Origin of the sequence: Aeromonas lusitana, assembly GCF_002812985.1 — a bacterium.
GTDB classification, from domain to species: domain Bacteria; phylum Pseudomonadota; class Gammaproteobacteria; order Enterobacterales; family Aeromonadaceae; genus Aeromonas; species Aeromonas lusitana.
Map to the genome: position 1 here is coordinate 1 of NZ_PGCP01000016.1, position 25,283 is coordinate 25,283.

Here is a 25,283-nt window from a genome sequence, read left to right on the forward strand (position 1 = left end):
GCTCGACTTGCATGTGTTAGGCCTGCCGCCAGCGTTCAATCTGAGCCATGATCAAACTCTTCAATTTAAGTTTGGTTGCCTATAAAGGCGGCTCAATGAATTGCTGAAATAAACTGTGACAACTCAGGTCACCCTGAATCGTCTTGGTCACTTCACCAGACATTGAAAATCAAAAATTGTTTTTTGATGCTCGATGCTGTGAGTGCCCACACAGATTGCTTGATTCAAATTGTTAAAGAGCGTTGCAACGTTTCGTCGCTGCGGGAGTGGCATTCTACTCAACCGCCTTCTCGAGTCAAGCCTTATTTTCAAAGGCTTTTCGAGGCACCGACTGGCTTGTTTGCGTTGCCGCTTGCCCTGTCGATGGAGGCGCATTATAGGGAGCTGAGCCGGGATGACAAGGGCTTTTTTGTCATTGTTGTTCGTTCGCTCAGATATGCATCAGATCGGTATTTTTTCGCTCAAAATGCGCCCCACTTGGTACGAATGGCGATTTTAATTGAACATCCTGAATGCCACTTTATAATCGACATATCAGATGTCACATTAAGGTAGCGCCATGCACCAGATCCTCGACAGTCGTAAAGAAGAACGGATTGTTCCCTTGTTCCGCCTGGGATTCAGGCCCTTCTTCCTGCTCGGCGCCCTGTTCTCCTGCCTGGCCATGCTGGGCTGGCTGGGGCAACTCAATGGCTGGTTGCGCCTGCCCGGGATCTCCAACCCGGTCTGGTGGCATGCCCATGAGATGTTGTTTGGCTTTGGCGCTGCCATAGTGGCGGGGTTTCTGCTGACCGCAGTCCAGAACTGGACGGCCCACCCCGGCGTGCGTGGCTGGTCATTGGCTTTGGTGGTGGGGATATGGGCACTGCCCAGGTGCCTGCTGCCCTGGCTTGGAGAAGATCACGTTCTGCTGATGGTAGCCGACCTGGCCTGGTTGCCCCTCTGTGCCTGGTTCCTCGCCAGACCCATCATCATCACCCGCCAGTGGCGCAACCTCTTCTTTATGCCTCTGCTCGTCCTGCTGACCCTGCTCAATGGGGCCAGCTGGCTGTGGCGAAACGACTGGGCCATGGTGGAACATCTGCTGATCACCACTGTACTGTTGTTCACGACCCTGATCGCCGTGATGGGGGGACGGGTGATTCCCTTCTTTACCGCCAGAGCCACAGGCACGGAAAAAGCCATTCCCCACTTATGGCTGGAACGCGGAGCCCTGGCCTCGCTGTGGTTGATCCTGCTGCTCTGGTTGCTGCCCAGCTCCTGGATCTCCCCTCTTTATATAGTGCCTCTATATATAGTGGCGGCATGCCTGCATCTGTGGCGCCAATCGCGCTGGCGTCCCGACGCGACCCTGACCCATCCCTTGCTGTGGTCACTGCACCTCGCTTACCTGTTCATCCCGCTGGGTTTGCTCGCCCTCGCGGCCCAGGCCAGCGGCTGGCCCATCAGCCAGTCACTGGCCAGCCATCTGCTGAGTGCGGGCTGCATGGGGGCCATGATTCTGGGGATGATTGCCCGAGTATCTCTCGGTCATAGTGGCAGAGGCCTGCAGGTGGGTCGCAGGATCACGGCAGCATTCGTGCTGGTCATACTGTCTGCGCTTATAAGGGTACTGATCCCCCAGTTCTGGCCCGCCCTGACCCTGACTGGCTGGAATCTGAGTGGTTGGAGCTGGATAGCGGCCTATGGCCTGTTTGTCTGGATCTATGCCCCCATACTGACCAGCCCCAGAGCGGATGGCCGCCCAGGCTAAGCATCAGGGGCGTGGACCAGGGTAGTGGATCAGATTGTGAAAGACGGCGGGAGCGATCCCCAGATTACGGTAACCATGGGGACGATCGGCGGCGAAGCGTACCGCCTCCCCCTGCATGAGGGTGCGCCACTCTCCGTCGGTCAACACCTCCATCACACCGCTGATGACGATCACATGTTCGGTCACCCCGGGTTCGTGAGGTTCGGATTCCCGCTGATAGCCCGGCAGCAGGGTGAGCTCGAACAGCTCGAAGCCGAAGCGGCCTTCATAGGGAAATAGCGGCGCCACCTGCATGCCCTCTCCCGCCGGCTGCTGGCGGATCGCATCGGCGACACGATAGAGGGTCTGCTCCTGTTCATCTGGGGTCGGCTCGATAAAGCTGGAAAAGGAGACCCGAAAGCCGGTAGCTATCTTCCACAAGGTGGCTACCGTCGGGCTGGATTCCCCCCGCTCTATCTGGCCCAGCATGGCCTTGCTCACCCCAGTCTCGCGGGCGGCGGCATCCAGGCTCCAGCCCAGCTCCGCCCGCAGCGCCTTCAGTCGCGCCGCCAGGTGCAGACTCATCTCTTGCATAACCTCTCTCCGGAATCTGTTCTCGCCACCTTGTGCGCAATAACGCACAAGGCTATAGTCGAGCTCATATTGTACGTAATAACGCACAAGCCGCCAGCACATACAAGGAAGTCATCATGCCCTTTGCCCTACCCCATCTGGCCGCAGGCCTTATCGCCGTGCTGGTTGGCTACACCAGTTCGGTCGTCCTGATCATCCAGGCCGCCACCGCCGCTGGCGCCGATGCGGCTCAAGTGTCCTCCTGGCTGTGGACCCTGGGGATCGGCATGGGAATCAGCTGTATCGGCCTCTCCCTCTATTACCGCGTGCCGGTATTGACCGCCTGGTCGACCCCGGGCGCCGCCCTGCTCATCACCAGCCTGGGCAACTTCAGCCTGGGGGAGGCCATAGGTGCCTTCGTTATCTCGTCGCTCTTGATCACCCTGTGCGGGCTCAGCGACTGGTTCGATCGCCTGATGCGCCATATCCCGGCCCCCCTGGCCGCCGCCATGCTGGCCGGGGTCCTGCTCCGCTTCGGGCTGGATCTGTTCAAAGTTGCCCCACAGGATCTCCTGCTGCTGGGGGCGCTGCTGTTAGCATTTTTAACAGGTCGCCACCTGTGGCCACGCTATACCATGGTGCTGGTGCTCACCGTCGGCATGCTGGTCTGCGCCCTCCGGGGCGAGTTGCAGCTGAGCACAGTCCATTGGCAGCTCTCCAGCCCGGTCTGGATCACACCGACATTCTCCCTCGATGCCCTGCTGGGAATCGCCCTGCCGCTGTTCATCGTCACCATGACGTCGCAGAACATGCCCGGCATCACCATTCTGCGGGCCCACGGCTATCAGCCTGCCACCTCTTCCCTCATCACCTGGACCGGCCTGACCGGCCTGTTGTTGGCCCCCTTCGGTGGCTACGCCTTCAACCTGGCCGCTATCACGGCCGCCATCTGCATGGGCAAGGAGGTGGATCCCGACGCCAACCGGCGCTGGCCCGCCGCCGTCTGGGCGGGTTGCTTCTACCTGCTCACCGGCTGCTTCGGCGCTACCGTCGTGGCCTTGTTCAGCGCGTTTCCCACGGCACTGGTCACCTGCGTGGCCGGTCTGGCGTTGCTCGGCACCATAGGCAGCAGTCTGCACGGGGCCTTGCAGCAGGATGAGGAGCGGGAGGCGGCCTTGCTGACCTTCATCATCACGGCCTCCGGGATCAGCCTGCTCGGGGTCGGTTCCGCCTGTTGGGGACTGCTGGTCGGCATAGGGTTGCACCAAGTCAACCGGCTGCGCGCCTGACCTCACCATCTGGGGAGACTCCAGTGAGACGCAGCACATAATTCGGCAAACATGGTTCACAGCTGAAACCAATTGCCGTTTAGTGGGCTGGAGGCGCCCATTCTTCCCGGGATGCGCCTCGTCAGACTCACCATTGGAGAATAAAAATGAGGAATCAGGCTGTCATTGTATTACTGGCCTTGCTGGGCACCGCCAGTGCCCAGGCCGCAGACCAGGATAGGGAGCTGGCACGCCAGCTCGCGCTGCAGCAGAAAAACCTGCTGCCCCTGCTGAGCAATCAGGAGTTCCAGGCCCCGCTGCCCAACCTGCTGCAAAAAGCCAACCCCAGATTGAAACGCCAGGCGGCAGATGCCAACCAGGCGGCCATCAGCCGGCAGGGGCTGGAGGGAGAGGTCAAGCAGCTGATGCAGCTGAGGCTGGCCAACCAGGAGCAGGCCGACGCACTGAAGCAAGGGGTAGAGCCCCTCATCGCCTATGTACCCAGTGGCGATGAACAGAGCTGGAGCGCCATCGAAGCCTTCGATACGGCTGGCAACCCCGTCTATCTCGATGTGAACCAGCCGCCGGCGCGGCCGGTTCTGGTGGTGGAAGCCGATCCCGTCAAGGCCAAGAATGCCGGCCTGAAGGTGATGCGCAAGGCACTGGCTGCGGCAGAGTTGCAAGCTGCCCCCATGGCACAAAGCAGCACGACCCCCCTTAAAACCAGCATTCTGAAGAAGATCAGACTGAGCGATGATCAGGAGCCCTGGCTGCTCGGGGCCGCCGAGGTCTATGCCGTGGTGGCCGGTGTCAATCCCAGCCGGGATGAGCCCGTGGTGGATATAGTCGACATGCCCTACCTCGACTATGACAACACGGACTACAGCCCGAACCAGATCCTGGTGTATTGGGATCGCTATCGCTGGGGCGCCGTCGATGTGGTCATGATGGAGCAGGATGACAACGTCAACTACAAGGAGCTAAGCGCCCTGCTGATCGAAGCACTCAAGCTCGGCTTCACCGCCGGCGGCGTGCCGGAGGCTCTGCCCTTCCTCGATCTTGGCGGCCGCATCGTCAAGGCCCTGCCCGACTCCTGGATGACCAACAACGACGACTATCTGGATACCTTCTACACCCTGGAGCAGGACCAGAGCTATCACCAGTATCCGGGTGCCGCCGGCAATGCCGTCATCACCCTGGAGCCCAAGGAAATACAGCCGACCCGTCCCTGACGCCCGGCCATAGCAAAAAAGCCAATGAGGTGACTCATTGGCTTTTTTTGTCCCGGTTTGCGCCTGGATCAGAGCTGGCCCTTTGGCCTCACCCCCAGGGTATGGCAGATGGCGTAGGTCAGCTCGGAGCGGTTCAGGGTATAGAAGTGGAAGTCCTTCACCCCCTCCTGGCTCAGCACCCGCACCTGATCGATGGCGATGCTGGCCCCCACCATGTTGCGGGTGGTCTGATCGTTGTCCAGCCCTTCAAAGCGCTGATGCATCCAGCGCGGGATCTTCACGTTGGTGAAACCGGCGAACTTGGCCAGGGTCTGGTAATTGGAGACCGGCAGGATCCCCGGCACGATTTCGGCATCGATGCCGATGGCGGCGCAGCGATCCCGAAAGCGCAGATAGGTCTCCACATCGAAGAAGAACTGGGTGATGGCACGGTTGGCACCCGCATCTATCTTGCGCTTCAGGCTCAACAGATCGGACTGGGCGCTGCGCGCCTCTGGGTGACCTTCCGGATAGGCGGCCACAGAGATGTCGAAATCCGCCTCGGATTTGAGCAGGGCGACCAGGTCGGTGGCATACATGTCCGGCTTGTCGACACCGGGGGGCAGGTCACCGCGCAGGGCGACTATGTGACGGATACCACTGTTCCAGTAGTCGCGGGCTATGGTGCGCAGCTCGTCACGGCTGGCATCGATACAGGTCAGGTGCGGCGCGGCGATGAGGCCGGTGCGATCCTTGATATCCTTGATCACCTTGTGGGTGCGATCCCGGGTACCCGAGTTGGCACCATAGGTCACGGAGACGAACTTGGGCTCCAGCACCTGCAGCCGCTCGATGGATTGCCACAGGGTGTTTTCCATCCCTTCGCTGTTGGGCGGGAAAAACTCGAAGCTGACCGAAATGTTGTTACCCAAATCCGCCAGACTCTGGTTGAGAGCCTCAACCTGACGCGCGCTGTGAAATCCCATCTGTTCTCTCCCTGTCCTGCCACCGGTTCCTGTACGTCAAAACGGATGTTTGGACGTCTAAACGTCTTGCTATCTTTATGACAAAACCGATCAAAGTCAACACCGATTTGCCGCCGGATCCCGGATCCCCCGGCTTTTTTATTTGGCAATTCTGCTTAAGTAACGATTGGCCCCCATCCCAAAATGGCCTCAGGCACGCTATGATGCGGGCGGATCGTCCTGGACGTTCTGAATCTGCGTGTGATTGTTTGGCCGGGAATCTCCCGGCCTTTTTTTTAACTTCTCCCTCCGCCTGCCGATAATCAATTGAGTCACCTGCAGGAGCCCATCATGGAAGATCACCCCGGCTTTGCCACCGATTTGCTGTTCGATCGCTATCAGGGCGAGGTGACGGATCATGCACAGTTCTGGGCAGTACGGACCCCGTCGGCCCCGGATTACTATTTCGGCAACTATCTGCTGCTCCCCACCCCGCCCAGCGATCGCGACAAGGGCTGGCTCGAGGCCAGCTTCGACAAGTGGGTGGGTCGGGATCCCAGGATCCAGCATCGCACCTTCCAGTGGCCACTGGCCGAGGGGCAGAACAGCCGGGTCGCCGGCTTCGTGTCAGCCGGTTACCAATACATGGAGTGTGTGGTGCTGGCGCTGGATGCGGTGGATTGGCAGGCCCAGGCCCATCATGTTTTCGCCGCCGCCCGCCCCTTCACGCCAGCGGACTGGGACGACTGGCTGGCACTGGAGCTCGATAGCCGGGATCCAGGTCACTCGGAATCCGTCTATCTCTCTTACCTGCAATCGCGCCGCGATCTCTATCGCGCCATGATTGCCGATGGACTGGGACAATGGTGGGGGATCTGGCAACAGGGCCGGCTGGTCGCCAGCTGCGGCCTGTTCTTCATCGGCACCATGGGGCGCTTTCAACTGGTGCATACCCACAAGGATTGGCGCAACCAGGGGCTCTGCCGCCAGCTACTCAGCCAGGTTGCACGTCAAGGTCTGGCGCAGGCGGAGCGTCTCATCATAGTGGCGGACGAGCACTATCATGCCCAGCGCGTCTACCGTTCACTGGGCTTCTCCCCAGTGGCCCGCATCGGCAGCCTGTGCCGTTGGCAAGCCTCCGCCGAGGATGACTCACCGGCATGACAACCCGGGATCCCCAGAGGTAAAAGAGCCGTCTCCTGCCGCTCCCTTGCGGACATAAAAGGGCCCGAACAGAGTCGGGCCAAAGAGACGTGCTTAGTCACGGCCTTGAGGCGGCCAACCTGATATTTGTTAGAAGCGATAGCCGACGCCAAACATGAAGGCCACCGGATCGATGGAGGTATTGATGGTGCCCACCGCTGTGTGCACATCGGTGTCGATATCCATGACCCAGGCGGAGGCGTTGACGAACCAGCGATCATTGATCGCCATGTCCAGACCCACCTGACCTGCCAGTCCCCAGGAAGAGTCGACGCTGACATCGGTGCCATCCAGAGCGCCACGGCCCTCTTCATCGAAGAAGAAGGTGTAGTTGATACCGGCCCCCACATAGGGGCGCACCTTGCTGTTGGCATCCCCGAAGTAGTACTGCGCCATCAGGGTCGGTGGCAGATGCTTGACCTTGGCTACCTCACCCAAGCCTGGGGTCGAGACCGAATGAGAGAAGGGCGTTGCCGCCAGCAGCTCGACACCCCAGTTGTCGGTAAGCATGTAGGAGAGGGTCAACCCCAACTGCATGTTGCTGTCGATATCCAGTTCACCCGTGCCCAGCACGTCGTCACTGCTGGTCTGTGGAGAGACAAACGCCAGACCACCACGAACCAGAATGTCACCGGCCTGATGTGCCATGGCGGCGGGGGAAGCAAAAGCGGCTGCGATCAGTAGAGGAAGGATTTTTTTCATCACGTATTTCCTTTTTTGTTTTCTTTCTATGTTGTAAGCCCGAAAACTATAAAAGGATGTGAATGAAGAGTTATTGATTTAGCTCAATAGTTGCCAAGAAATAGATGGATGTACACAACAGCTTTCACTGACTACAAAACCATCAACAATCACAAATAAACTCTTTTAATACAGCCACTTGATATTTAAATAAGAACTTGAGCACACCATTCAATACAAATTAAATATACCTTTATGGCGCGCGCTCGCCTTGCCGAGTGTTGTTTAATGATGCCCATCAGCGTATTTTATTAAGGCAATGTAGCTGGGCTGTAATTTAATTTTTATGAAACCACAAACTCGCAAAGATAAAATCATCGGCATCCTGGCGGCCATCTGGGGCATAGGATCCTTCCTGTTTATTCTGCTTGGCTTCGTGGTTGCGCTCGCCTTCTTGATGCTGGCCCACTGATCCCCTCTTTTTCGATCCCGCCAAGGTACATCTTGTTGGCAAACATCTGACGTCTTCCCATTCACCCTTGCTCTACATGCCTTACTGGCAGGCCCTCTGGCACTCACTCGCAAAGTGTGACAACAAAGGGGCTAGGGTTTGCCGCACCCAACAAAAAAGGGGCCTGAGCCCCTTGTTTGCTGTCTGCTTACTTGCCCAATAACGGGGCCAGGAAGCGCGCCGTGTGAGATTCCTTGCAACGGCTCATCTCCTCCGGCGTGCCGGTCACCAGGATGCGGCCACCGCCGGCGCCCCCTTCCGGACCCAGATCGACGATCCAGTCGGCGGTCTTGATGACGTCGAGGTTGTGCTCGATGATGACGATGGTGTTACCCCGATCCCGCAGCTGGTGCAACACCTTGAGCAGTTGCTGGATGTCATGGAAGTGCAGCCCGGTAGTCGGCTCATCCAGGATGTAGAGGGTCTGGCCGGTGTCGCGCTTGGAGAGCTCGCGCGCCAGTTTGACCCGCTGCGCCTCGCCGCCGGACAAGGTAGTGGCAGACTGGCCGAGGCGGATATAGGAGAGGCCCACGTCCATCAGGGTTTGCAGCTTGCGCGCCACCGCCGGCACTGGGTCGAAGAACTCGCGAGCATCCTCTACCGTCATCTCCAGGATCTCGTGGATGTTCTTGCTCTTGTACTTCACCTCCAGGGTCTCGCGGTTGTAGCGCTTGCCCTTGCAAACGTCGCACGGCACATACACATCCGGCAGGAAGTGCATCTCCACCTTGATGACCCCGTCCCCCTGACAGGCTTCGCAGCGGCCCCCCTTCACGTTGAAGGAGAAGCGGCCCGGCTGATAGCCGCGGGAGCGCGCCTCCTGGGTGCCGGAGAGCAGCTCGCGGATCGGGGTAAACAGACCGGTATAGGTCGCCGGGTTGGATCTCGGAGTACGGCCGATGGGGCTCTGATCGATATCCACCACCTTGTCCAGATGCTCCAGCCCTTCCACGCTGCGGTACGGCGCCGGGGTGGATTCGGTGGCCTTGTTCAGCTCCCGATGAGCGATGCGGAACAGGGTGTCGTTGATCAGCGTCGACTTGCCGGAGCCGGAGACCCCGGTGACGCAGGTCATCACCCCGATAGGCAGATCCAGGTTGACGTTGCGCAAGTTGTTGCCGCTCGCCCCCTTCAATTTCAACCACTTGCCGGTGAGCGGTGTGCGCATCGCCGGGATGGCGATCTGTTTGCGGCCTGAGAGGTAGTCACCGGTCAGCGACTCGGGGTTCGCGATGATCTCCTCCGGCGTACCTTGCGCGACTATGGCACCGCCGTGTACCCCGGCACCGGGGCCTATGTCCAGCACATGGTCGGCGAGGCGAATGGCGTCCTCATCGTGCTCCACCACTATCACGGTATTGCCGAGGTCACGCAGGTGGGTGAGGGTCTTGAGCAGCCGCTCGTTGTCGCGCTGGTGCAGGCCGATGGAGGGCTCATCCAGCACATACATGACCCCCACCAGACCGGCGCCGATCTGGCTCGCCAACCGGATGCGCTGGGCCTCACCGCCGGACAATGTCTCGGCGCTGCGGGAGAGGCTCAGGTAGTTCAGACCCACGTTCACCAGGAAACCGAGCCGCTCTATGATCTCTTTCAAGATCTTCTCGGCGATCTGGGCGCGCTGGCCGGTCAGGTTGATGCCGGCAAAGAACGCCAGGGCGTCACCGATGGATTGCTCGGCGATGGCGGGCAGGTTGCGGTTGTCCACGAACACGTGGCGCGCCTCTTCCCGCAGCCGGCTGCCACCGCAGCTGGTGCACGACTTGTTGGCGATGTACTTGGAGAGCTCTTCCCGCACCGAGTTGGATTCGGTTTCCCGGTAGCGGCGCTCCATGTTGTGCAGGATCCCCTCGAACGGGTGCTTGCGCACTACCACATCGCCGCGATCGTTCATGTAACGGAACTCGATCTCGGCCTTGCCGGAGCCCCGCAGGATCACCTCCTGGGTCTTGAGGGGCAGATCCTCCCAGGGGCTTTCCAGATCGAACTTGTAGTGCTCGGAGAGGGATTTGAGCATCTGGAAGTAATAGAAGCTGCGCTTGTCCCAACCACGGATGGCACCGCCGGCCAGGCTCTGGCCCGGGTCGCTGATCACCTTGGCGGGATCGAAATATTGCTGCACGCCGAGGCCATCGCAGGTAGGGCAGGCGCCGGCCGGGTTGTTGAAGGAGAAGATGCGCGGCTCCAGCTCCGACATGGAGTAGCCGCACTCTGGGCAGGCGAAGTTGGCGGAGAAGGTCATGGGTTCAACCCCCTCCTCCCCGTCCATGGGCGCCACCAATACGATGCCGCCGGACAGGGTCAGTGCCGTCTCGAAGGATTCGGCCAGCCGCAGGGCCAGGTCATCCCGCACCTTGAAGCGGTCTACCACTACTTCTATGGTGTGCTTCTTGTGCAGTTCCAGCGGGGGAGGATCGGAGAGATCGCACACCTCGCCATCGATACGGGCCCGGATGTAACCCTGGGCCGCCAGGTTCTCCAGCAGCTTGGTGTGCTCGCCCTTGCGGTTGCGCACCACAGGGGCCAGCAGCATCAGCTTGCTGCCTTCCGGCTGAGCCAATACCTGATCCACCATCTGACTGATGGTCTGGGCGGTCAGCGGAATGGCGTGGGTCGGGCAACGCGGCTCGCCCACCCGCGCAAACAGCAGACGCAGGTAGTCGTAGATCTCTGTGATGGTGCCGACCGTCGAGCGCGGGTTATGAGAAGTGGATTTCTGCTCGATGGAGATGGCCGGGGAGAGCCCCTCGATATGATCCACGTCCGGCTTCTCCATCAGGGAGAGGAACTGGCGGGCATAGGCGGAGAGGGACTCCACATAGCGGCGCTGCCCCTCGGCATAGAGGGTATCGAACGCCAGAGAGGACTTGCCGGAGCCGGACAGACCCGTCACCACGATCAACTTGTCGCGGGGCAGGATCAGGTTGATGTTCTTGAGATTGTGGGTGCGGGCACCCCGAATCACGATTTTTTCCATCTTCTTGCACGCTCGATACACAAACCAGAGCGAACCAGTATGGCACAGAGACTACTGGATGAATAGACAGGCTTTTATCATCCGCCCCTGCGTTTTCAGAGAAATTCCTTGGCCCAGCTCACGGCCTGCAACCGGTTCTTGACGTTCAACTTCTTGAAGACGTTATAGAGGTGGGACTTGATGGTGTGCTCGCTTACAAACAGGTTGTCGGCGATCTCGGTATTGGAAGCTCCTGTCATCAGGTGACGGACTATCTCCTGCTCGCGCGCCGTCAGCAGGGTCTGGTTACGCAGAGGCTGGCCGCTGCCCTTGCGGTAATAATCCACCAGGTCGCACAGCAAATGACGGGGGATCCAGTACTCCCCCTGCAGCACCTTGCGAATGCCGATCACCAGGCGATCCAGGTTGTCCTGACGGAAGAAGAGGCCGCTGGTGTGGGGCCACATCAGCAACAACTCGCGATCCGTACTGGTCGGGGCATTGAGCAGCACGGCACTGGCCTGGTCGAAGCGGCTGCAGATGGCCTGGCTCCAGTCAGACTGCTGGGCCGATTTGAGATAATCCAGATCGATCAGAAACAGTGGCTGGCTGGCCGTACCGGACGCATCTGGCAGGGCATCCAGCTCTCCAACCAACAGGATGGACAAGCCCAGTTGTTCACTGAGGTGACGCTGAAAACTGATGGCTTGTGCATTCTGTTCGGTGATCAGCACTAGGGGGTAATCGGGCGTCATCAAGAAGACTTCCTTGCACATTCTGGTCGGGGCTTTTTGCCAGGGAAGAGTACCAATCCCCCCTCCTGGCCGAAGTATTAAAAAAGTATGAGGCGCTGCAGTGATTCCTTTGAAGCTCAGCAATTTATCAACCAATACAAGTGACTAGCACACCCTCCCCATTTGGGGGGGCTGCTAGTGCCAACCAACACCTTAACAGCCCGCCGTCGCCCGTGCAGCACTCTCGTGCGCCCCGGCTTGCTGGCAGCCTGCCACCTCGAGTAAGTTATCCGGTGCCCGGCAACAGATTGAAGCGCTCTGGGTCGGAAGGTGTGCGCTCATGCCCGTCAACTGTTACTATTGCGGGCAAACGCTGTGACGATCGGCCTGTGATTCACCGGGCCGGATCGGGCGCAGACATGGCATGAGTGAGAGTGTCACCCAGTCGATGGCGGGCATCTCATTGCAAACAAACGAAATATTGAATTGGTCCGGGCATCTGGCCTGGCCGGCATATAAAGGGTGGAAGAGAGATTATGGCCAGTCGAGGCATCAATAAAGTCATTCTGATCGGTAACCTGGGACAAGACCCGGAAGTGCGCTACATGCCGAGCGGCGGTGCCGTGACCAACATCACCCTGGCCACCTCTGACAGCTGGCGTGACAAGCAGACCGGTGAGCAGAAAGAGCGCACCGAATGGCACCGTGTGGTGTTCATGGGCAAGCTGGCCGAAGTCGCTGGTGAGTACCTGAAGAAGGGCTCCCAGGTCTATGTCGAAGGTAAGCTGCAGACCCGCAAATGGCAGGATCAAAGCGGCCAGGAGCGTTATACCACAGAAGTGCTGGTCGACAGCTTCAGTGGCGTGATGCAGATGCTGGGTGGCCGTCCGCAAGGCGGTGCTGGCCAGGGCATGGGCGGTCAACAGTCCCAGGGCAACTGGGGTCAACCGCAACAAGCGGCTCCCCAGCAAAACATGCAGCGTCCTGCCGCCGCGCCCCAGCAAAATATGCAACAGCAGGGTGGCTATGGCCGTCCGGCTCAGCAGCCGCAATCTGCACCGCCGGTCTACAACGAGCCGCCGATGGATTTTGACGACGACATCCCATTCTAATCCCGCAGCAATTGCCATCAGGCCCTGACTGTTCAGGGCCTTTTTTTGCCTGCTTCTGACGCAGCGATCCCGCCTGACATGCCATTGCCGTGGCGATCGCTCAGTTCGGGTCTTGCCTGTCCAGCCTTGTGGTTATCATCAGGGCACACCATCCGCCAGAGAACATGAATGGGCCTCCTTACCCGCTTGCTGAGCCTCATCCTGCTGCTTCCCATCGGCTCCCTGGCCGCCGAGCCACTGCGGGTGGGCGTCAGCTTTGCTATTCCTCCCTACGTCATAAAGCACGAAGGACGAGGGATCGAACTCGATCTCTTGCGGGAAGCCTTTGCCGGCAGTGGCTATGAACTTGAGTTCAACTATCTGCCGCTGGAGCGTACCTTTCGCATGCTGGAAGAGGGTAAGCTGGATGCCATCATCAATGTGAAGCCCGGCATGCTGAACCATGCCTATCTGTCGCAGCCCGTGATCACCTTCCACAACCGCGTCTTTACCCTGGCTCCAATAGCCATCCAGCAGATGACGGACCTGAAGGGATTGCGTGTCAGCGCCTTTCAGCGGGCGCGGCAGATCCTGGGAGCGGACTTCGCTCGCATTGCCGATCAGAATCCGCGCTATGAGGAGGTTGCAAGGCAAGAGGGTCAGGTGCAGAAGCTGTTGCTGGGGCGAACGGATGCCGTGATCCTGGAGCAGAGGGTGTTTCATTACTATCTGGCGCAGCTGACCCGGGAAGAGCAGAACGCCGGACGCTACTCAGTCGGCGAGGTCAGGGCGCATGACCTCTTCGCCCCGACTCATTACCACTTCGCCTTTCGCCAGGCGGCGCAGCAGCAGTGGTTCGATCGCCAACTGGACAGGATGCGCAAAGATGGGCGCTATGAACACATCTTTGCCGCCTATGGCATGACCTCATCCGCCACAAACATAAAAGCCAGCCCATGACAGGCTGGCTTGATACTGGCTCCAGAGGAACAACAGTGTAGCGGAGCGTTACTTAATCGCGCTGCCGTTTTTCAAATCGGCTTTCTGCCGTTTGGCATCGCGCTTCTCTTTCAGTGACATCTGCGGTTTTTTCTTGGCATCTTTGCCGTGATGCTGTTCTTTGTTACTCATCATCAGACTCCAAAAATGTTACCCGGACAGTTGGAACCAGGGTTCCAGCATGTCAACCAAATCATAGATCACAGTACGCTAGCAGTGACGATCGTGGATCGCACTGTCATCAGCATACCCCCAACCTCCCATCTGGATCCAGCCTCACGAAACCACTAGCCGAAAGCCCGCCACCCAGCTGTCCCAGACCATCAGAAATAGCCATGGCCCATGGCCTCCATGAATGTCATCTCTGTGCTCTCGCAGTAAAACAGGCTCACCCGTCCACTCAGAAGGAGGCTCAAACATACGGAGCTTTCCTGAGCCTTCCCTACATCGAACGGACATGGCATCTCATCCACCCCCTCACACCTGAATCGCACGACAGCTCTCCACCAAGCCACCGCAATACGCCGATAAATGGGCCAGTCCATGGCTGGAAACGACTGCTGACTCCCACTTCTGCAGACAAGGCTGCGATTGCATAAGAGACGCCCAGCCCGAGTGTGCTAGGGTGGGTCATCACCTGCCACAGGAGTGCGCCATGAAGAAGCTGGAAATGAAAGACCTCACCGAAGCCGAGAAGGCGGAGATCACCCAGTTGCTGCAAAAAGCCCAGGCCAACGCCGATCACACCCTGACCAACGGGGAACGCAACAAGATCCGTGAGGAAGGGCGCCTGAAAATTGCCGCAGATCGCGCCAAGGCAGCCAAGGCGGCCTCCGCGCTGGCACGAGAGAAAGCCAAGGAACGCGCCAAAAATCAGGCCTCGCCCGATACCTTCAGCTGGTCTGATTCCGTCAGCAACAAGTTCCGCAGCAAGCGTTAATCACCTCGTTTTCCTGTCTGGATGCTGAACAGATCCGGACAGGGCTCCCCCCGAGCCTTCGCCTGAATGCATCGCTATCTATCTGGTATAAAACGATATTTTCAACAGAAACGACTTGATAACCGGCGCTGGCAGGCAATTAACACCAAGATAAAGATTGCCATCACAAGGTGAGCGTGTTCTAATCAATCTCGATGGTTCGGTAGTTCAGACCTGATTATGTTAGGCAGTCATTTTAAAGCAGTGATTTGTGCATGGAGTTGTCAATGACGATTCTTGCCAAATAATTCTCCTTCTTTAGTGCTCCCCATACGTATTGCTGACGAAAAATCATGGATTGCCACAACGGTGGCGTTTCAATATCACTATTCAAGGAAATTATCATGTCTAACAAAATGACTGGTACCGTTAAGTTCTTCAACGCTGAAAAAGGTTTTGGCTTCATCTCCCCGGCTGACGGTGGCAAAGACGTGTTCGTACACTTCTCCGCTATCCAGTCCACCAGCTTCAAAACCCTGGACGAAGGTCAGCGCGTTGAGTTCACCATCGAGCAAGGCCAGAAAGGCCCGGCTGCTGCCAACGTAGTTGGTCTGTAATTCAAGCCAGGAAGCCTTCCCGTTCATCGGAAAGACCTTCTGCAAGAATTTAAAAAACCCGCCTCGGCGGGTTTTTTGTTGTCCGCATGACAGGCTCTCACCCACCCTCAGCCTGACGCCAACCACTCCCCCATCCCGCCCAAGCCAGCGCCACTCGGCCGTCATCCTTATCCGATCTCAAATTATTGAATGAGATTAATTATCATTTACACATATTGCCGTGCTGACTACAATGCCCGCCGAACTCGGTACTAAATCCAATTGAGCCTTATTGCCCTGTGGACACCGGCAGGCCGTGTCACCGAGTCGATCATGGATGAATACCCATTTTCTCACTCACAGAGTTCAGGCCAAGATGACAAAGATCCCCCCTCACAAGTTGACTCCCCTCATTCTCGTATCCCTCGTTTCCCACGCCTATGCCGCCGAACCCGAGGTCATGGTCGTGACCGCCTCCGGTTTCCAGCAGAAGATAGAGGACACGGCGGCCTCCATCTCTGTAGTCACCCGGGAGCAACTGGAGAAGCGCGCCTATCGGGACGTCACCGACGCCCTGAAAGACGTGCCCGGCGTGGTCATCACCGGCGGTGGCAGCAGCAGTGACATCAGCATCCGCGGCATGGGCTCGAAATACACCCTGATGCTGGTCGACGGCAAGCGGGTCGACAGCCGCGGCACCCGCCCCAACAGCGACGGTCCCGGCATAGAGCAAGGCTGGCTGCCGCCCCTGCAGGCCATAGAACGCATCGAGGTGGTGCGTGGCCCCATGTCATCCCGCTACGGCTCAGACGCCATGGGCGGCGTCATCAACGTCATCACCCGCAAGACCAGCAGCATGAGCGCCTGGCAGGGATCCTTGCACGCCGACTCCACCTTCCAGGAGAACAAGGCGTCCGGCGATATCTTCCAGACCGATGCCTACACAGCTGGCAACCTGGTGGACGAGCTATTGGGGATGCGCCTGAACGGCCAGCTCTCCCACCGGGGTGAGGATCAGTTCCTGAACGGCTTCGCCGAGCAGGAGACCCGCAGCGGTACCGCCGTGTTCAGCCTGACGCCGGATGCGCGCAACGGGTTCGACGTCGAGGTCAGCCGCACCCTGCAGGACAGAGACCGCACTCCGGGCGACTCCCTGCCGGCCAAGTCCAAGCCCAGCCTGAACACCTACGAGCGCACCAACTACGCCATCACCCACAACGGCCAGTATGACTTCGGCTCCTCCACCAGCTATCTGCAACGGGAGGAGAACACCAACCCCGGCCGCCAGATGAAGATAATCAACAGCATCGCCGACACCCACACCCAGTTCATTCTGGGGGATCACTATCTGAGCCTCGGCGGCCAGTACCGTTACGAGGATCTGCAGGATCAGGGCAACCAGCTCAACGTGAGCAACCGGGCCAGCCAGCTGACTCGCTGGAGCTGGGCCCTCTTCCTGGAGGATGAGTGGTCCCTGACAGACAGCTTCGCCCTGACCGGCGGGGTCCGCATGGATCAGGATCAGAACTACGGCTCCCACTGGAGTCCGCGCCTGTACGGGGTCTGGCACCCGGCCGAATTCTGGACCCTGAAGGGCGGGGTCTCGACGGGTTACCGCTCCCCCGACCTGCGCATGTCGGCGGCCAACTGGGGTCAGGCCACAGGTGGCGGCACCCAGGATGGGGTGCTGGTCGGCAACCCAGAGCTCAAGCCGGAGACCAGCGTCAGCGAAGAGATAGCCCTGCTGTGGGATGGACGGGAGGGGCTCAGCGCCAGCCTGACCCTGTTCAACACCGACTTCGAGGACAAGATCTCCGAGATCCGCCGCTGCTCCAGCAAGACGGACCCGTCCTGCAGCCTGAATGGTCATGTCTACGACTTCATCAGCGATCGCATCAACGTCGACAAGGCCAACATGCGCGGCGTGGAGAGCACGGCCAACTGGGCCATCAATGAGGATTGGTCGCTGGCCTCCAGCTACACCTACACCCAGTCCAAGCAGGAGAGCGGCCCCATGGCTGGCCAACCGTTGAACCAGATGCCCCGTCACATGCTCAACGCCTCGGTCGACTGGCAGACCACCACGGACGTCAGCCTCTGGTCCAGAGCGAACTTCCGCAGCAAGACCTCTGACTACCTGAGCCGGACCCGGATGGCCGAGGGCACCCCCTCCTACACCTTCTTCGACACCGGCCTGGTCTACAAGGCCAATCAACACCTCAACGTTACCGCCGGCGTCTACAACCTGTTCGACAAGACGGTGGATTACAGCAGCTACGGTACCGTGCTGGACGGTCGCCGCTACAACCTGGGGATGACCTACCAGTTCTGATGGCCAGCGCCACCACAGTGATAAATAAAGAGGGCGCCCATGGGCGCCCTCTTTTTCACCATTAATCTTCACAATGGCAGTCGGATCCTCGCCTCCAGCCCACCCTCGGCGCGGTTATGAAGGGTCAGCTCCCCGCCATGCTGATGCACCAGGGTGCGGGCGATGGCGAGCCCCAACCCCACGCTGCCGGATTCGGTGTTGCGCGCCTCATCGAGCCTGACGAACGGCTTGAACACCTCCTCCAGCTGGCTCGGGTCGATACCGGGCCCATTGTCGCAGACCCGGATCAGCAGCTCGGCATCGGTACGCTCGAGAGACACTTCGGCGCCCCCCGCATACTTGATGGCGTTGCCGATGAGGTTTTGCAGCACCCGGCGCAGGGTATTGGCGCGGCAGGCATAGACCTGCTTACCCTCGGCCAGGCAGGTGACCGGCTGCCCCGTGTCCGCATAGTCGTCGCACAGGCTCTCCAGCAAACTCACCAGATCCAGCTCCCGGGTCGCCTCCTGCTGCCCCTCCTCCCGGGCGAAGCTCAGGGTTGCCGCCAGCATCTGCTCCATCTGCTGCAAGGTCTGCTGGAAGCGCTCCTTGTCCTCCCCATCCGCCAGGAACTCGCTGCGCAGGCGCAGGCTGGTGATGGGGGTGCGCAGGTCATGGGAGATGGCGGCCAGCATGCGGGTTCTGTCCTGCACGAAGCGGGCGAGCCGGGTGTGCATGCGGTTGAAGGCCTGGATGGACTCGCGGATCTCGGTCGGCCCAGCTTCCCGCAGCGGCTCTATGTCCTCACCCCGTCCCAGCCGGTCGGCATTCGCGGCCAACTGCTTGAGCGGCAAGGTGGCACGGCGGAACAGCCAGATCATCAGGCCGATCACCAGGCTCGCCACCAGCAGCAGGTTGAGGGTGGTCTGCCAGGACCAGCTCGCCGACTCCTTGTCCACCAGGGAGCTGAATTGCAGCCAGTTGCCGTTGGGCAATTGAATGGAGCCGTAGAGCCGCATGTCCTGAGGCGGCGGCATGCCGCTGCGATCCTTCATCATGCGGTTGTGGTGACGCCAGGCCTGGCTGCGCTGGAACTCCTGTTTGAGCTCGGCGCTGATCTCTACCGCCAGCTGGGGCGGATAGTCGAGCTTGGTGCGCACCAGCTTCTCGAAGCGGGGGCTGCGGTTGTCCGGTTGCAGCGGCTCGTCGGAGAGGCGCAGCAACAGGGTCTCGCTGCGGCTCGCCTTGAGGATCTCGTGATAGAGAGAAGGGGGCGACAGGGTGAGCAGGCGCACCACAGAGATGATGCGCTGCATGGCGTTGCGACTGTTGACGTAGCCGAGGGCCTCTTCCCTGTCCGAGCGATAGATCTGGATGCTGAGCAGCTGGATCAGCACCAGCCCGGCCAGCGCCACCAACACTATCTGGCCGGTCAGCCCCTTGGGCCACAGTCGGCTGCACAGTCGTCTGATGAGGGTCAAGGGGCTACTCCTGGGTCACGTCGGCGGCGAACAGGTAACCGCCGCCCCAGATGGTCTTGATGAGCTCGGGATTCTTGGGATCCCGCTCCAGCTTGCGCCGCAGCCGGCTCACTAGCGTATCAATGGCCCGATCGAAGGCCACCGCCTCCCGGCCGCGCGCCAGATCCAGCAGCTGATCCCGGCTCAGCACCCGTTGTGGCCGCTCGAGGAACACCTTCAGCAGGTCGAACTCGGCGGTGGAGAGGCTCATGCCCACCCCTTCTTCATCCACCAATTCACGGCGATTGATGTCGAGCAGCCAGCGATCGAAGCGCAGATCCCGGGTCAGGGTCTCGGGCACGGACTGGGGCTCGACCTGGGTGCGGCGCATCACCGCCTTGATGCGCGCCAGCAGCTCGCGGGGATTGAATGGCTTGGCGAGGTAGTCATCGGCCCCCATCTCCAGCCCTATGATGCGATCCGTCTCTTCCCCCATGGCGGTCAGCATGATGATGGGCAGGCGGGACTTCACCCTGAGCTCTCGGCACAGGGTCAGGCCGTCTTCTCCCGGCATCATCAGATCCAGTACCAGCAGATCGAATTCCCGCTCATCCAGCAGCCGCTTCATCTCCTTGCCATCACGGGCACAGCTGACCCGCATGCCATGCTGTTCCAGGAAGCGCTTCAACAGATCGCGGATCTCGCTGTGATCATCGACCACCAGAATATGAGGGTTGCCTTGGTTCATCATTGTTCTCCCGTTTTCGAGCTGGGACGATTATACGAAAATCAACCGGGCGGATTATGTCAAAGTGTGCCATAGCACCAAGATGCCACACTCTGCTACAAAATAGGCTCCAACTGGCAAATTTCAGACACTTCCTCGGTGTTTACTGAGTACCAAGGCGAACGAGCCGAATCCCGCATTCATCCGAAAGGAGTTACCCATGAAAAAGCTGACCAAGACCCTGTTGACCGCCACCCTGATCCTCGGCCTGCCGCTGGGTGCCTACGCCGCCAGCGAAGCCGTAACCACGGCCCAGCCCGGCGCTCCCATGATGAGCGACTGCGCCATGAAGGATGGCAAGCACCACGGTGGCCGCCACGACAAGATGGCCCGCATGCAGAACATGACCCCGGAGCAGATCCAGGCTCACCTGCAGCAACGCTATGACAAGATTGAAGATCCGGCCAAGAAGGCCGAGTTCGTGAAGAACCTGGAGCTGCGCGCCGACGGCATGACCAAGCATGCCGAAGTGATGAAGCAGTTTGCCGAAGCAAACAAATAAGTCTCTTCGACAACCAGCGAGGGTGGCCAAAGCCACCCTCTGTCATTTCTGGTCCCCTGCACTGCAACGGGATGGGCACTGAATGCCGCACAGCAAAAAGGGGCCATCAGGCCCCTTCTTCGTATCGTCAATCCGGCTTATGCCTTGGCCTTGTCGGCCAGGTTCAGGGTCTTGACGGTCTCCCCTTCGAACTTGATGACGACAGTCTTCTGGGCCACTTCTGCATCCTTGAACAGGGTCTTGGAAGTCTCCGCCAGCATGGGGGAAACCTTGTTCAGGGCGCTCAGATCATAGGTCCAGACTTCCAGACCGGCTTCGGTCTGAGTGCTCAGCGGGGCACCCAGCTTGTCCTTGATGGCCTGCTTGTTGGAGCCGCCTTCCTTGATGTCCAGGGCGCGCTTGACCGCTTCGTTGGAAGCGCTGTCCATGGCGGTACCCGCCATCTCCTTGGCGCTGCTGGTCAGGCTGCTGGTCACGGAATCACTCAGGGAGTCCATCAGGCCGGCGTGGGCAAACAGCGGCAGGGCGGTCAGGGCAATCAGGAGGCACTTCTTCATTAAGATACATCTCACAGGTATGAAAAGAGCGCGCATCAGACCAGCGAGCGGGGTTGGAGTCAAGTTGATACCTTGGTCAAGCCGCATCCGGGGGGAGAGGTTGCATTCTCTATACCGAACTCTATACCGACCCAGGCCTATATTGGGCCGTATCCGGTCGGCCCCTTGCTAGCCACAGAGCTGATCCTTGCCTGCCAGCTTGGCTCGGTAGAGCGCCCTGTCCACCCTCGCCATCAGCTGACTGAGGGGCTCCTCCGACTGGGACTCGACCAGCCCGAAACTCAAGGTGATTGGCTCGCATGCCAGTACCCGGACGTGGCTCAGGCGCTGGCGCAGCTTCTCGGCCACCAGTTGGGCATCCAGCAGTCGGGTATTGGGCAGGATCAGCATGAACTCGTCTCCTCCCCAGCGGGCGAGCAGGTCGATCTCGCGGATGCAGCCCTGCGTCAGCAGCACTATGTCGATAAGGGTCTGGTCGCCGACGCCGTGCCCATGGCGATCGTTGATCTGCTTGAAGTCATCCACATCCATGGCGATCACGGAGAAGGGCTCATTGAAGCGCCGCGCCCGCTCGTATTCCAGCCGAACCGCCTGCTCCAAGCGATAGCGACTGGCGGCGCCGGTCAGCACGTCCGTCTCCGCCAGCCGGCGATTTCGCTCAACCTGACGTTGCAGCTCCTGGTTGAGCCGCTCCAGCTCGGAGGTACGCTCCACCACCTGCTGCTCGAGGGATCGGTTTTGCAACTCCAGCCGGACATAGAGTTCGCGCTGGGCATGGATGTCGCGGTGGGCACCTATCATGCGGGAGACGGAACCATCGGGATTGCGCCCTATGATGCGGCCGTAATCTTCAATCCAGAGATAGTCGCCATTGCGGCAGCGGCAGCGGTATTCGGCCCTGTAGTCCGAGGCCTTGCCGCTAAGACAGGCGTCGAAGCTGGTCATCACCCGTGCCAGATCATCCGGGTGGATCACGTTCTCCCAGGTGAAGACGGTGTTGTCGAGGGAGTGGGGCTCATAGCCCAGCATCCGGTACCAGCCGGCGTTGCGATAAACGAAACCCGTGTTGGCATTCCAGTCCCAGATCCCCTCGCTTATCACCTCGAGGATGCCGTGCACCACCGCCTCGCTGAGATCCGTGATCCGGATCCTGTCCGTCTCTTGCTCCATACCCGACCGTCCTTGTCTTGCCTGATGCCTTCGCCACCAGAAGGCCTGCAATGAGTGTAGAAGCCCTGGCTCAGCCGGGCGCGCTGGCCATATAGCATAACCTCGGGGATAAGCGGCCAGCTTCAAATCCATGGGAGCAAGCTCGCGGCACCATCCCCCCAACGTCAGCCCTGCTCGGCGCGAAAGCCGGGGTGATGCTGGCTGCGATAATGGCTGGGGGCCAGCCCGTGCTGGCGCTTGAAGGCGGTGGAGAAGTGGTACTCGTTCTTGAAGCCGCACAGTCTCGCCACCTCCTTGACCGACTCAGAGCGACTGGCGAGCAGCAGGGCCGCCCGTTGTAGCCTCAGTCGTTGCAACAGTGCCATGGGCGCCAGTGAAAAATGCTGCTGACAGAGCCGATAAAGCTGACGTTCCGAGAGGTGCAGCGCCCCGGCCATGCGACTGATATCCCAACACTCGGTCATGGCCTCCTTCAGCCTCAGCTCGAGGCGCAGTGCCAGCCGCTCGCCGCGCTTCTGCCCCTCCCCCTTTTGCAACAGGCGACGCAGGTAGAAGCCGAGCTGCTCCACCAGCAGCGCGCTGAGCAGCGGGTCCTGGTGGCGCTCCTGCTCCGCATAGAGGTTCTCGAGGGTGCGCAGCAAGGTGGCCTGCTGGGAGGTGCAGCCGAGGCGAGGGTGACTGGCGAAGGCATCCCAGGGGGAATCTTTGTGCAGCAAGATCCACAGCAAATCCCATCTGCTATCCATCTCAGAGGATGGATCTTCTGATAACCGCGGCTCTGGCAGCCGTTTCTCTGGTAACCCATAGCAGAGCGGCTCCCCCGCCGGGATCAGGGCCCACTCTCCGCGCGGGAGCCGTTCCATGCGATCGCCGATTCGCACCTCTCCCTCGCCCCCCAGGGTGATCAGAAAGCAGTGCACATCGGTGAAGCGACGCTCGATACGGTAATGGGTGCGCAGGTGAGAAACGCCCGCCAGCCAGACCCGCTCCTGGCTCAGGGCAGGCAACAGGCCATCACAGCAGATCTGCTCCCGGCAGTCGGGGGAGACTTCAATGATCTCAGGATTGGCAGTTTCAGACATCATCAGGACGGGCTCGGCCATGTCGGAGAGTGTGGCCAGAGCATAGCATGACGGCTATCAACTCAAGGAATCAGCCATCATGCACATACATCACCTCGCCATCTGGGTTCAGGATCTGGAGGCACTCAAGGCATTCTACTGCAAGCTGTTTGGCGGGCTGGCGAATGAGCGCTACCACAACCCAGCCAAGCAGTTTTCCTCCTACTTTATCCGCTTCGAGGGAGGCGCCAGTCTGGAGCTGATGCACACCCCCATCCTGTTCCCGGCGGATCTGAGCCTGCCGCACCCCCTGCAGGGGTTGGCCCATGTCGCCTTCGCCCTCGGCAGCGTGGAGGCGGTGGACAAGATGACGGCCCGCCTCAAACTGCTCAAGGGGGCCGACGTGAAACACCTGGACGGCCCCCGCTGGACCGGCGACGGCTATTACGAGAGCACTTTTTTGGATCCGGAAGGCAATCGGCTGGAGTTGACCATCTAGCCCATGGGATCGACACAAGTGGGCCACAGAGCAGGCTGGCGAGTCGAGTTAGCGCTTTGGGCTTATCCGCAGTGTGGGGCTCATCACCCCCTGCAATTGCAGACACAGGTTCGGCAAAGCGCTCCCTGTATACGCAGCCAAAGGACAGGCAACAGCTTGGATAGATCCTTGGCGCCGTACCGGATAGCTGCATGGGCCTTGATTGATTGGGAATCACACTGCCTGGGTAGAGGGATATAGCGGCCTTTATGCGTTGTAACGCCCCGCTAAATAGCGGGGCGTTGGATTCCGCCGGGGAAACAAGCCCTCAATCAACCCGGATAACGGCCAGCGGAACTGACTGCGCGACCCGCAGATGCCCTGCATGATTGAGATGAAGGTGATCCCCGGAATCATATTGCGCGCTGAGCTGCGAAATGCAGTCCGGATCCCGCACCAGCAGGTCGCTGTCAATAACGGCATCAAATTCCCCGCAGGTGCGCATCCAGTGGTTCACTTCCTGCCGGACAACCTCTTTTTCAGGCTGATAAAAATCCTCGATGCCATACTCACCGGTTCCCCGCAGGGGCACCAGAGTTACACCTGTCATGCGGATATGGTGTTCCCGCGCCATCGCCAGTAATTGCCGATAGCCGTTGATAAGCTCTGCTGCCGACGGCAGCGGATGTGCCGGATCCAGTGCCGTACCCGCCAACCCGATATCATTCAGCCCGACCTGCACGATACAAGCAGTGACACCGGGTTGCTCAAGCACATCACGCTCAAAACGTGACAAGGCAGAGATACCGACGCCATCTTTCAATAACCGGGAACCCGATTGCCCGGCATTCACCACGGCAATATTTTCGGAAATAAAGCGCTCTGCCAAAAAGTCCGTCCAACGGCCATAGGTGTCCATGTCCACGCCGTTGCCATCCACCATAGAGTCGCCGATAACGACCAGAGTGCTGCCCGCAGACTCCGGCTGAACCTGCACACTCTCAACCAGAAAACGGGAACTGATGTTCTGACCATCAGAGGCCTCTTCCCTGATGGCCTGATTACCCGACTCGAGCAACGAAAAATGACGGGCATCCCAGTGGAAGGTATTGACCGGTATAGGTTCCGGCAGATAGGTCCGCAGAGTAATCACAGATAGTGATGGAATATGCAGTGAAATTTCATCACTGCACAGAATCCCCCCCGCAGGAATGGTCGCCCCGGTTTGTCCGTCAAAGATGACAGGCAGGGCGCTGCACAGATCAGGCACGGACATATAGCTCTCGCCCATGACCAACGGCTGTGCACCATAACGGTTGGAAAAGATCAGTCGCAGCTTTTGGCCGCCTTGGCTGATGCGCAGTGCCTGCCTGAGTGTCTGATCCCCATGAATTGCCGGTATGTCCGACGGAAACGGAAACGCCTCTCCTGACGCAGGCTGAGAGGTCGACAACCAGCTGCATATCCACTCGTCGCGCATTGGCGGGGCTGAAGGCACTGAATAGGGCATCAGAACTT

The 25,283-nt window shown here is 59.5% G+C and carries 24 protein-coding genes and 1 rRNA gene; 12 read left to right on the forward strand and 13 right to left on the reverse strand.

Going from position 1 to position 25,283, the window contains the following annotated elements; all coding sequences use genetic code 11:
* Positions 1-67, reverse strand: a 16S ribosomal RNA gene (locus CUC44_RS11240); the annotation flags it as partial.
* A 492-nt stretch (positions 68-559) separates the two neighbouring features.
* Here CUC44_RS11240 and CUC44_RS11245 point away from each other — a divergent pair.
* Entirely contained in the window at positions 560-1,753 is a 1,194-nt protein-coding gene (locus tag CUC44_RS11245) for an NnrS family protein (RefSeq protein WP_100860049.1), read from the forward strand.
* 3 nt (positions 1,754-1,756) lie between these two features.
* On the opposite strand, the gene CUC44_RS11250 is transcribed toward CUC44_RS11245, so the two are convergent.
* On the reverse strand, positions 1,757-2,326 hold the full coding sequence (locus tag CUC44_RS11250) for a helix-turn-helix domain-containing protein (RefSeq protein WP_100860050.1): 570 nt from the start codon (positions 2,324-2,326) through the stop codon (positions 1,757-1,759).
* A 116-nt stretch (positions 2,327-2,442) separates the two neighbouring features.
* Here CUC44_RS11250 and CUC44_RS11255 point away from each other — a divergent pair, with 116 nt between their 5' ends.
* Complete coding sequence (locus tag CUC44_RS11255) at positions 2,443-3,594, forward strand: benzoate/H(+) symporter BenE family transporter (RefSeq protein ID WP_100860051.1); 1,152 nt, start codon at positions 2,443-2,445, stop codon at positions 3,592-3,594.
* A 146-nt stretch (positions 3,595-3,740) separates the two neighbouring features.
* Positions 3,741-4,805 (forward strand): DUF3103 family protein, encoded by a 1,065-nt coding sequence (locus CUC44_RS11260; RefSeq protein ID WP_100860052.1) that lies wholly within the window; start codon positions 3,741-3,743, stop codon positions 4,803-4,805.
* A gap of 68 nt (positions 4,806-4,873) precedes the next feature.
* On the opposite strand, the gene metF is transcribed toward CUC44_RS11260, so the two are convergent.
* On the reverse strand, positions 4,874-5,770 hold the full coding sequence (metF, locus tag CUC44_RS11265) for a methylenetetrahydrofolate reductase (protein ID WP_100860053.1): 897 nt from the start codon (positions 5,768-5,770) through the stop codon (positions 4,874-4,876).
* Between the two features lie 330 nt (positions 5,771-6,100).
* Between metF and CUC44_RS11270 the strand changes: the two genes are divergently transcribed.
* On the forward strand, positions 6,101-6,913 hold the full coding sequence (locus tag CUC44_RS11270; RefSeq protein ID WP_100860054.1) for a GNAT family N-acetyltransferase: 813 nt from the start codon (positions 6,101-6,103) through the stop codon (positions 6,911-6,913).
* 129 nt (positions 6,914-7,042) lie between these two features.
* On the opposite strand, the gene CUC44_RS11275 is transcribed toward CUC44_RS11270, so the two are convergent.
* On the reverse strand, positions 7,043-7,654 hold the full coding sequence (locus CUC44_RS11275; RefSeq protein WP_100860055.1) for an OmpW family outer membrane protein: 612 nt from the start codon (positions 7,652-7,654) through the stop codon (positions 7,043-7,045).
* Between the two features lie 325 nt (positions 7,655-7,979).
* Here CUC44_RS11275 and CUC44_RS21385 point away from each other — a divergent pair, with 325 nt between their 5' ends.
* Positions 7,980-8,105 carry a hypothetical protein gene (locus CUC44_RS21385; RefSeq protein ID WP_279627826.1) on the forward strand — a complete coding sequence of 42 codons (126 nt, stop codon included), beginning with the start codon at positions 7,980-7,982 and terminating at the stop codon, positions 8,103-8,105.
* 187 nt (positions 8,106-8,292) lie between these two features.
* Here CUC44_RS21385 and uvrA read toward each other — a convergent pair whose 3' ends face one another.
* Both uvrA and CUC44_RS11285 read right to left on the reverse strand, forming a co-directional pair.
* A complete protein-coding gene (gene uvrA / locus CUC44_RS11280) occupies positions 8,293-11,121 on the reverse strand; it encodes an excinuclease ABC subunit UvrA (protein ID WP_100860056.1) in 2,829 nt (942 codons plus the stop codon).
* A gap of 95 nt (positions 11,122-11,216) precedes the next feature.
* On the reverse strand, positions 11,217-11,855 hold the full coding sequence (locus tag CUC44_RS11285) for a LuxR C-terminal-related transcriptional regulator (protein ID WP_167388879.1): 639 nt from the start codon (positions 11,853-11,855) through the stop codon (positions 11,217-11,219).
* A gap of 515 nt (positions 11,856-12,370) precedes the next feature.
* On the opposite strand from CUC44_RS11285, the gene CUC44_RS11290 reads away from it, so the two are divergent.
* Positions 12,371-12,946 (forward strand): single-stranded DNA-binding protein, encoded by a 576-nt coding sequence (locus CUC44_RS11290; protein WP_100860058.1) that lies wholly within the window; start codon positions 12,371-12,373, stop codon positions 12,944-12,946.
* A 168-nt stretch (positions 12,947-13,114) separates the two neighbouring features.
* Positions 13,115-13,885: a substrate-binding periplasmic protein gene (locus CUC44_RS11295; RefSeq protein ID WP_100860059.1), complete on the forward strand. Its 771-nt coding sequence runs from the start codon at positions 13,115-13,117 to the stop codon at positions 13,883-13,885.
* A gap of 48 nt (positions 13,886-13,933) precedes the next feature.
* Here CUC44_RS11295 and CUC44_RS21390 read toward each other — a convergent pair whose 3' ends face one another.
* Positions 13,934-14,056 (reverse strand): hypothetical protein, encoded by a 123-nt coding sequence (locus CUC44_RS21390; protein ID WP_100860060.1) that lies wholly within the window; start codon positions 14,054-14,056, stop codon positions 13,934-13,936.
* 523 nt (positions 14,057-14,579) lie between these two features.
* Between CUC44_RS21390 and yjbD the strand changes: the two genes are divergently transcribed.
* The 3 genes from yjbD (at position 14,580) to CUC44_RS11315 (ending at position 17,771) form a co-directional block, all read left to right on the forward strand.
* Complete coding sequence (gene yjbD, locus CUC44_RS11305) at positions 14,580-14,864, forward strand: DUF3811 domain-containing protein (protein WP_167388875.1); 285 nt, start codon at positions 14,580-14,582, stop codon at positions 14,862-14,864.
* A gap of 383 nt (positions 14,865-15,247) precedes the next feature.
* On the forward strand, positions 15,248-15,460 hold the full coding sequence (gene cspE, locus CUC44_RS11310) for a transcription antiterminator/RNA stability regulator CspE (protein ID WP_025328559.1): 213 nt from the start codon (positions 15,248-15,250) through the stop codon (positions 15,458-15,460).
* Positions 15,461-15,815: 355 nt separating this feature from the next.
* Entirely contained in the window at positions 15,816-17,771 is a 1,956-nt protein-coding gene (locus tag CUC44_RS11315) for a ligand-gated channel protein (RefSeq protein WP_167388876.1), read from the forward strand.
* A 68-nt stretch (positions 17,772-17,839) separates the two neighbouring features.
* Here CUC44_RS11315 and CUC44_RS11320 read toward each other — a convergent pair whose 3' ends face one another.
* Both CUC44_RS11320 and CUC44_RS11325 read right to left on the reverse strand, forming a co-directional pair.
* Positions 17,840-19,201 (reverse strand): ATP-binding protein, encoded by a 1,362-nt coding sequence (locus CUC44_RS11320; RefSeq protein WP_425266313.1) that lies wholly within the window; start codon positions 19,199-19,201, stop codon positions 17,840-17,842.
* 34 nt (positions 19,202-19,235) lie between these two features.
* A complete protein-coding gene (locus CUC44_RS11325) occupies positions 19,236-19,958 on the reverse strand; it encodes a response regulator (RefSeq protein ID WP_100860062.1) in 723 nt (240 codons plus the stop codon).
* Between the two features lie 199 nt (positions 19,959-20,157).
* Between CUC44_RS11325 and CUC44_RS11330 the strand changes: the two genes are divergently transcribed.
* Entirely contained in the window at positions 20,158-20,499 is a 342-nt protein-coding gene (locus tag CUC44_RS11330; protein ID WP_100860063.1) for a hypothetical protein, read from the forward strand.
* A gap of 137 nt (positions 20,500-20,636) precedes the next feature.
* Here the strand turns inward: CUC44_RS11330 and CUC44_RS11335 are convergent, their stop codons facing one another.
* From CUC44_RS11335 to CUC44_RS11345, 3 genes are all read right to left on the reverse strand, one after another.
* The gene (locus CUC44_RS11335; protein WP_100860064.1) at positions 20,637-21,056 is read right to left on the reverse strand and encodes a hypothetical protein; all 420 of its coding nucleotides are present in this window, start codon (positions 21,054-21,056) and stop codon (positions 20,637-20,639) included.
* Between the two features lie 168 nt (positions 21,057-21,224).
* The gene (locus CUC44_RS11340) at positions 21,225-22,226 is read right to left on the reverse strand and encodes a sensor domain-containing diguanylate cyclase (protein ID WP_100860065.1); all 1,002 of its coding nucleotides are present in this window, start codon (positions 22,224-22,226) and stop codon (positions 21,225-21,227) included.
* A gap of 164 nt (positions 22,227-22,390) precedes the next feature.
* Positions 22,391-23,311 (reverse strand): AraC family transcriptional regulator, encoded by a 921-nt coding sequence (locus tag CUC44_RS11345; protein ID WP_167388877.1) that lies wholly within the window; start codon positions 23,309-23,311, stop codon positions 22,391-22,393.
* Positions 23,312-23,387: 76 nt separating this feature from the next.
* Here CUC44_RS11345 and CUC44_RS11350 point away from each other — a divergent pair, with 76 nt between their 5' ends.
* Positions 23,388-23,786: a VOC family protein gene (locus CUC44_RS11350; RefSeq protein WP_100860066.1), complete on the forward strand. Its 399-nt coding sequence runs from the start codon at positions 23,388-23,390 to the stop codon at positions 23,784-23,786.
* Between the two features lie 307 nt (positions 23,787-24,093).
* On the opposite strand, the gene CUC44_RS11355 is transcribed toward CUC44_RS11350, so the two are convergent.
* Complete coding sequence (locus tag CUC44_RS11355) at positions 24,094-25,275, reverse strand: SGNH/GDSL hydrolase family protein (protein ID WP_208621060.1); 1,182 nt, start codon at positions 25,273-25,275, stop codon at positions 24,094-24,096.
* Between the last annotated feature and the right edge of the window lie 8 nt (positions 25,276-25,283).

Coding starts and splice junctions, on each gene's coding strand:
- CUC44_RS11295 (WP_100860059.1), top strand. CDS start 13,115: ATGGGCCTCCTTACCCGCTTGCTGAGCCTCATCCTGCTGCTTCCCATC.
- CUC44_RS11330 (WP_100860063.1), top strand. CDS start 20,158: ATGAAAAAGCTGACCAAGACCCTGTTGACCGCCACCCTGATCCTCGGC.
- uvrA (WP_100860056.1), bottom strand. CDS start 11,121: ATGGAAAAAATCGTGATTCGGGGTGCCCGCACCCACAATCTCAAGAAC.
- CUC44_RS11340 (WP_100860065.1), bottom strand. CDS start 22,226: ATGGAGCAAGAGACGGACAGGATCCGGATCACGGATCTCAGCGAGGCG.
- CUC44_RS11250 (WP_100860050.1), bottom strand. CDS start 2,326: ATGCAAGAGATGAGTCTGCACCTGGCGGCGCGACTGAAGGCGCTGCGG.
- CUC44_RS11350 (WP_100860066.1), top strand. CDS start 23,388: ATGCACATACATCACCTCGCCATCTGGGTTCAGGATCTGGAGGCACTC.
- cspE (WP_025328559.1), top strand. CDS start 15,248: ATGTCTAACAAAATGACTGGTACCGTTAAGTTCTTCAACGCTGAAAAA.
- CUC44_RS21385 (WP_279627826.1), top strand. CDS start 7,980: ATGAAACCACAAACTCGCAAAGATAAAATCATCGGCATCCTGGCGGCC.
- CUC44_RS11315 (WP_167388876.1), top strand. CDS start 15,816: ATGACAAAGATCCCCCCTCACAAGTTGACTCCCCTCATTCTCGTATCC.
- CUC44_RS11355 (WP_208621060.1), bottom strand. CDS start 25,275: ATGCCCTATTCAGTGCCTTCAGCCCCGCCAATGCGCGACGAGTGGATA.
- metF (WP_100860053.1), bottom strand. CDS start 5,770: ATGGGATTTCACAGCGCGCGTCAGGTTGAGGCTCTCAACCAGAGTCTG.
- CUC44_RS11325 (WP_100860062.1), bottom strand. CDS start 19,958: ATGAACCAAGGCAACCCTCATATTCTGGTGGTCGATGATCACAGCGAG.
- CUC44_RS11255 (WP_100860051.1), top strand. CDS start 2,443: ATGCCCTTTGCCCTACCCCATCTGGCCGCAGGCCTTATCGCCGTGCTG.
- CUC44_RS11290 (WP_100860058.1), top strand. CDS start 12,371: ATGGCCAGTCGAGGCATCAATAAAGTCATTCTGATCGGTAACCTGGGA.
- CUC44_RS11275 (WP_100860055.1), bottom strand. CDS start 7,654: ATGAAAAAAATCCTTCCTCTACTGATCGCAGCCGCTTTTGCTTCCCCC.
- CUC44_RS11285 (WP_167388879.1), bottom strand. CDS start 11,855: ATGACGCCCGATTACCCCCTAGTGCTGATCACCGAACAGAATGCACAA.
- CUC44_RS11270 (WP_100860054.1), top strand. CDS start 6,101: ATGGAAGATCACCCCGGCTTTGCCACCGATTTGCTGTTCGATCGCTAT.
- CUC44_RS21390 (WP_100860060.1), bottom strand. CDS start 14,056: ATGAGTAACAAAGAACAGCATCACGGCAAAGATGCCAAGAAAAAACCG.
- CUC44_RS11260 (WP_100860052.1), top strand. CDS start 3,741: ATGAGGAATCAGGCTGTCATTGTATTACTGGCCTTGCTGGGCACCGCC.
- CUC44_RS11345 (WP_167388877.1), bottom strand. CDS start 23,311: ATGATGTCTGAAACTGCCAATCCTGAGATCATTGAAGTCTCCCCCGAC.
- yjbD (WP_167388875.1), top strand. CDS start 14,580: ATGAAGAAGCTGGAAATGAAAGACCTCACCGAAGCCGAGAAGGCGGAG.
- CUC44_RS11335 (WP_100860064.1), bottom strand. CDS start 21,056: ATGAAGAAGTGCCTCCTGATTGCCCTGACCGCCCTGCCGCTGTTTGCC.
- CUC44_RS11245 (WP_100860049.1), top strand. CDS start 560: ATGCACCAGATCCTCGACAGTCGTAAAGAAGAACGGATTGTTCCCTTG.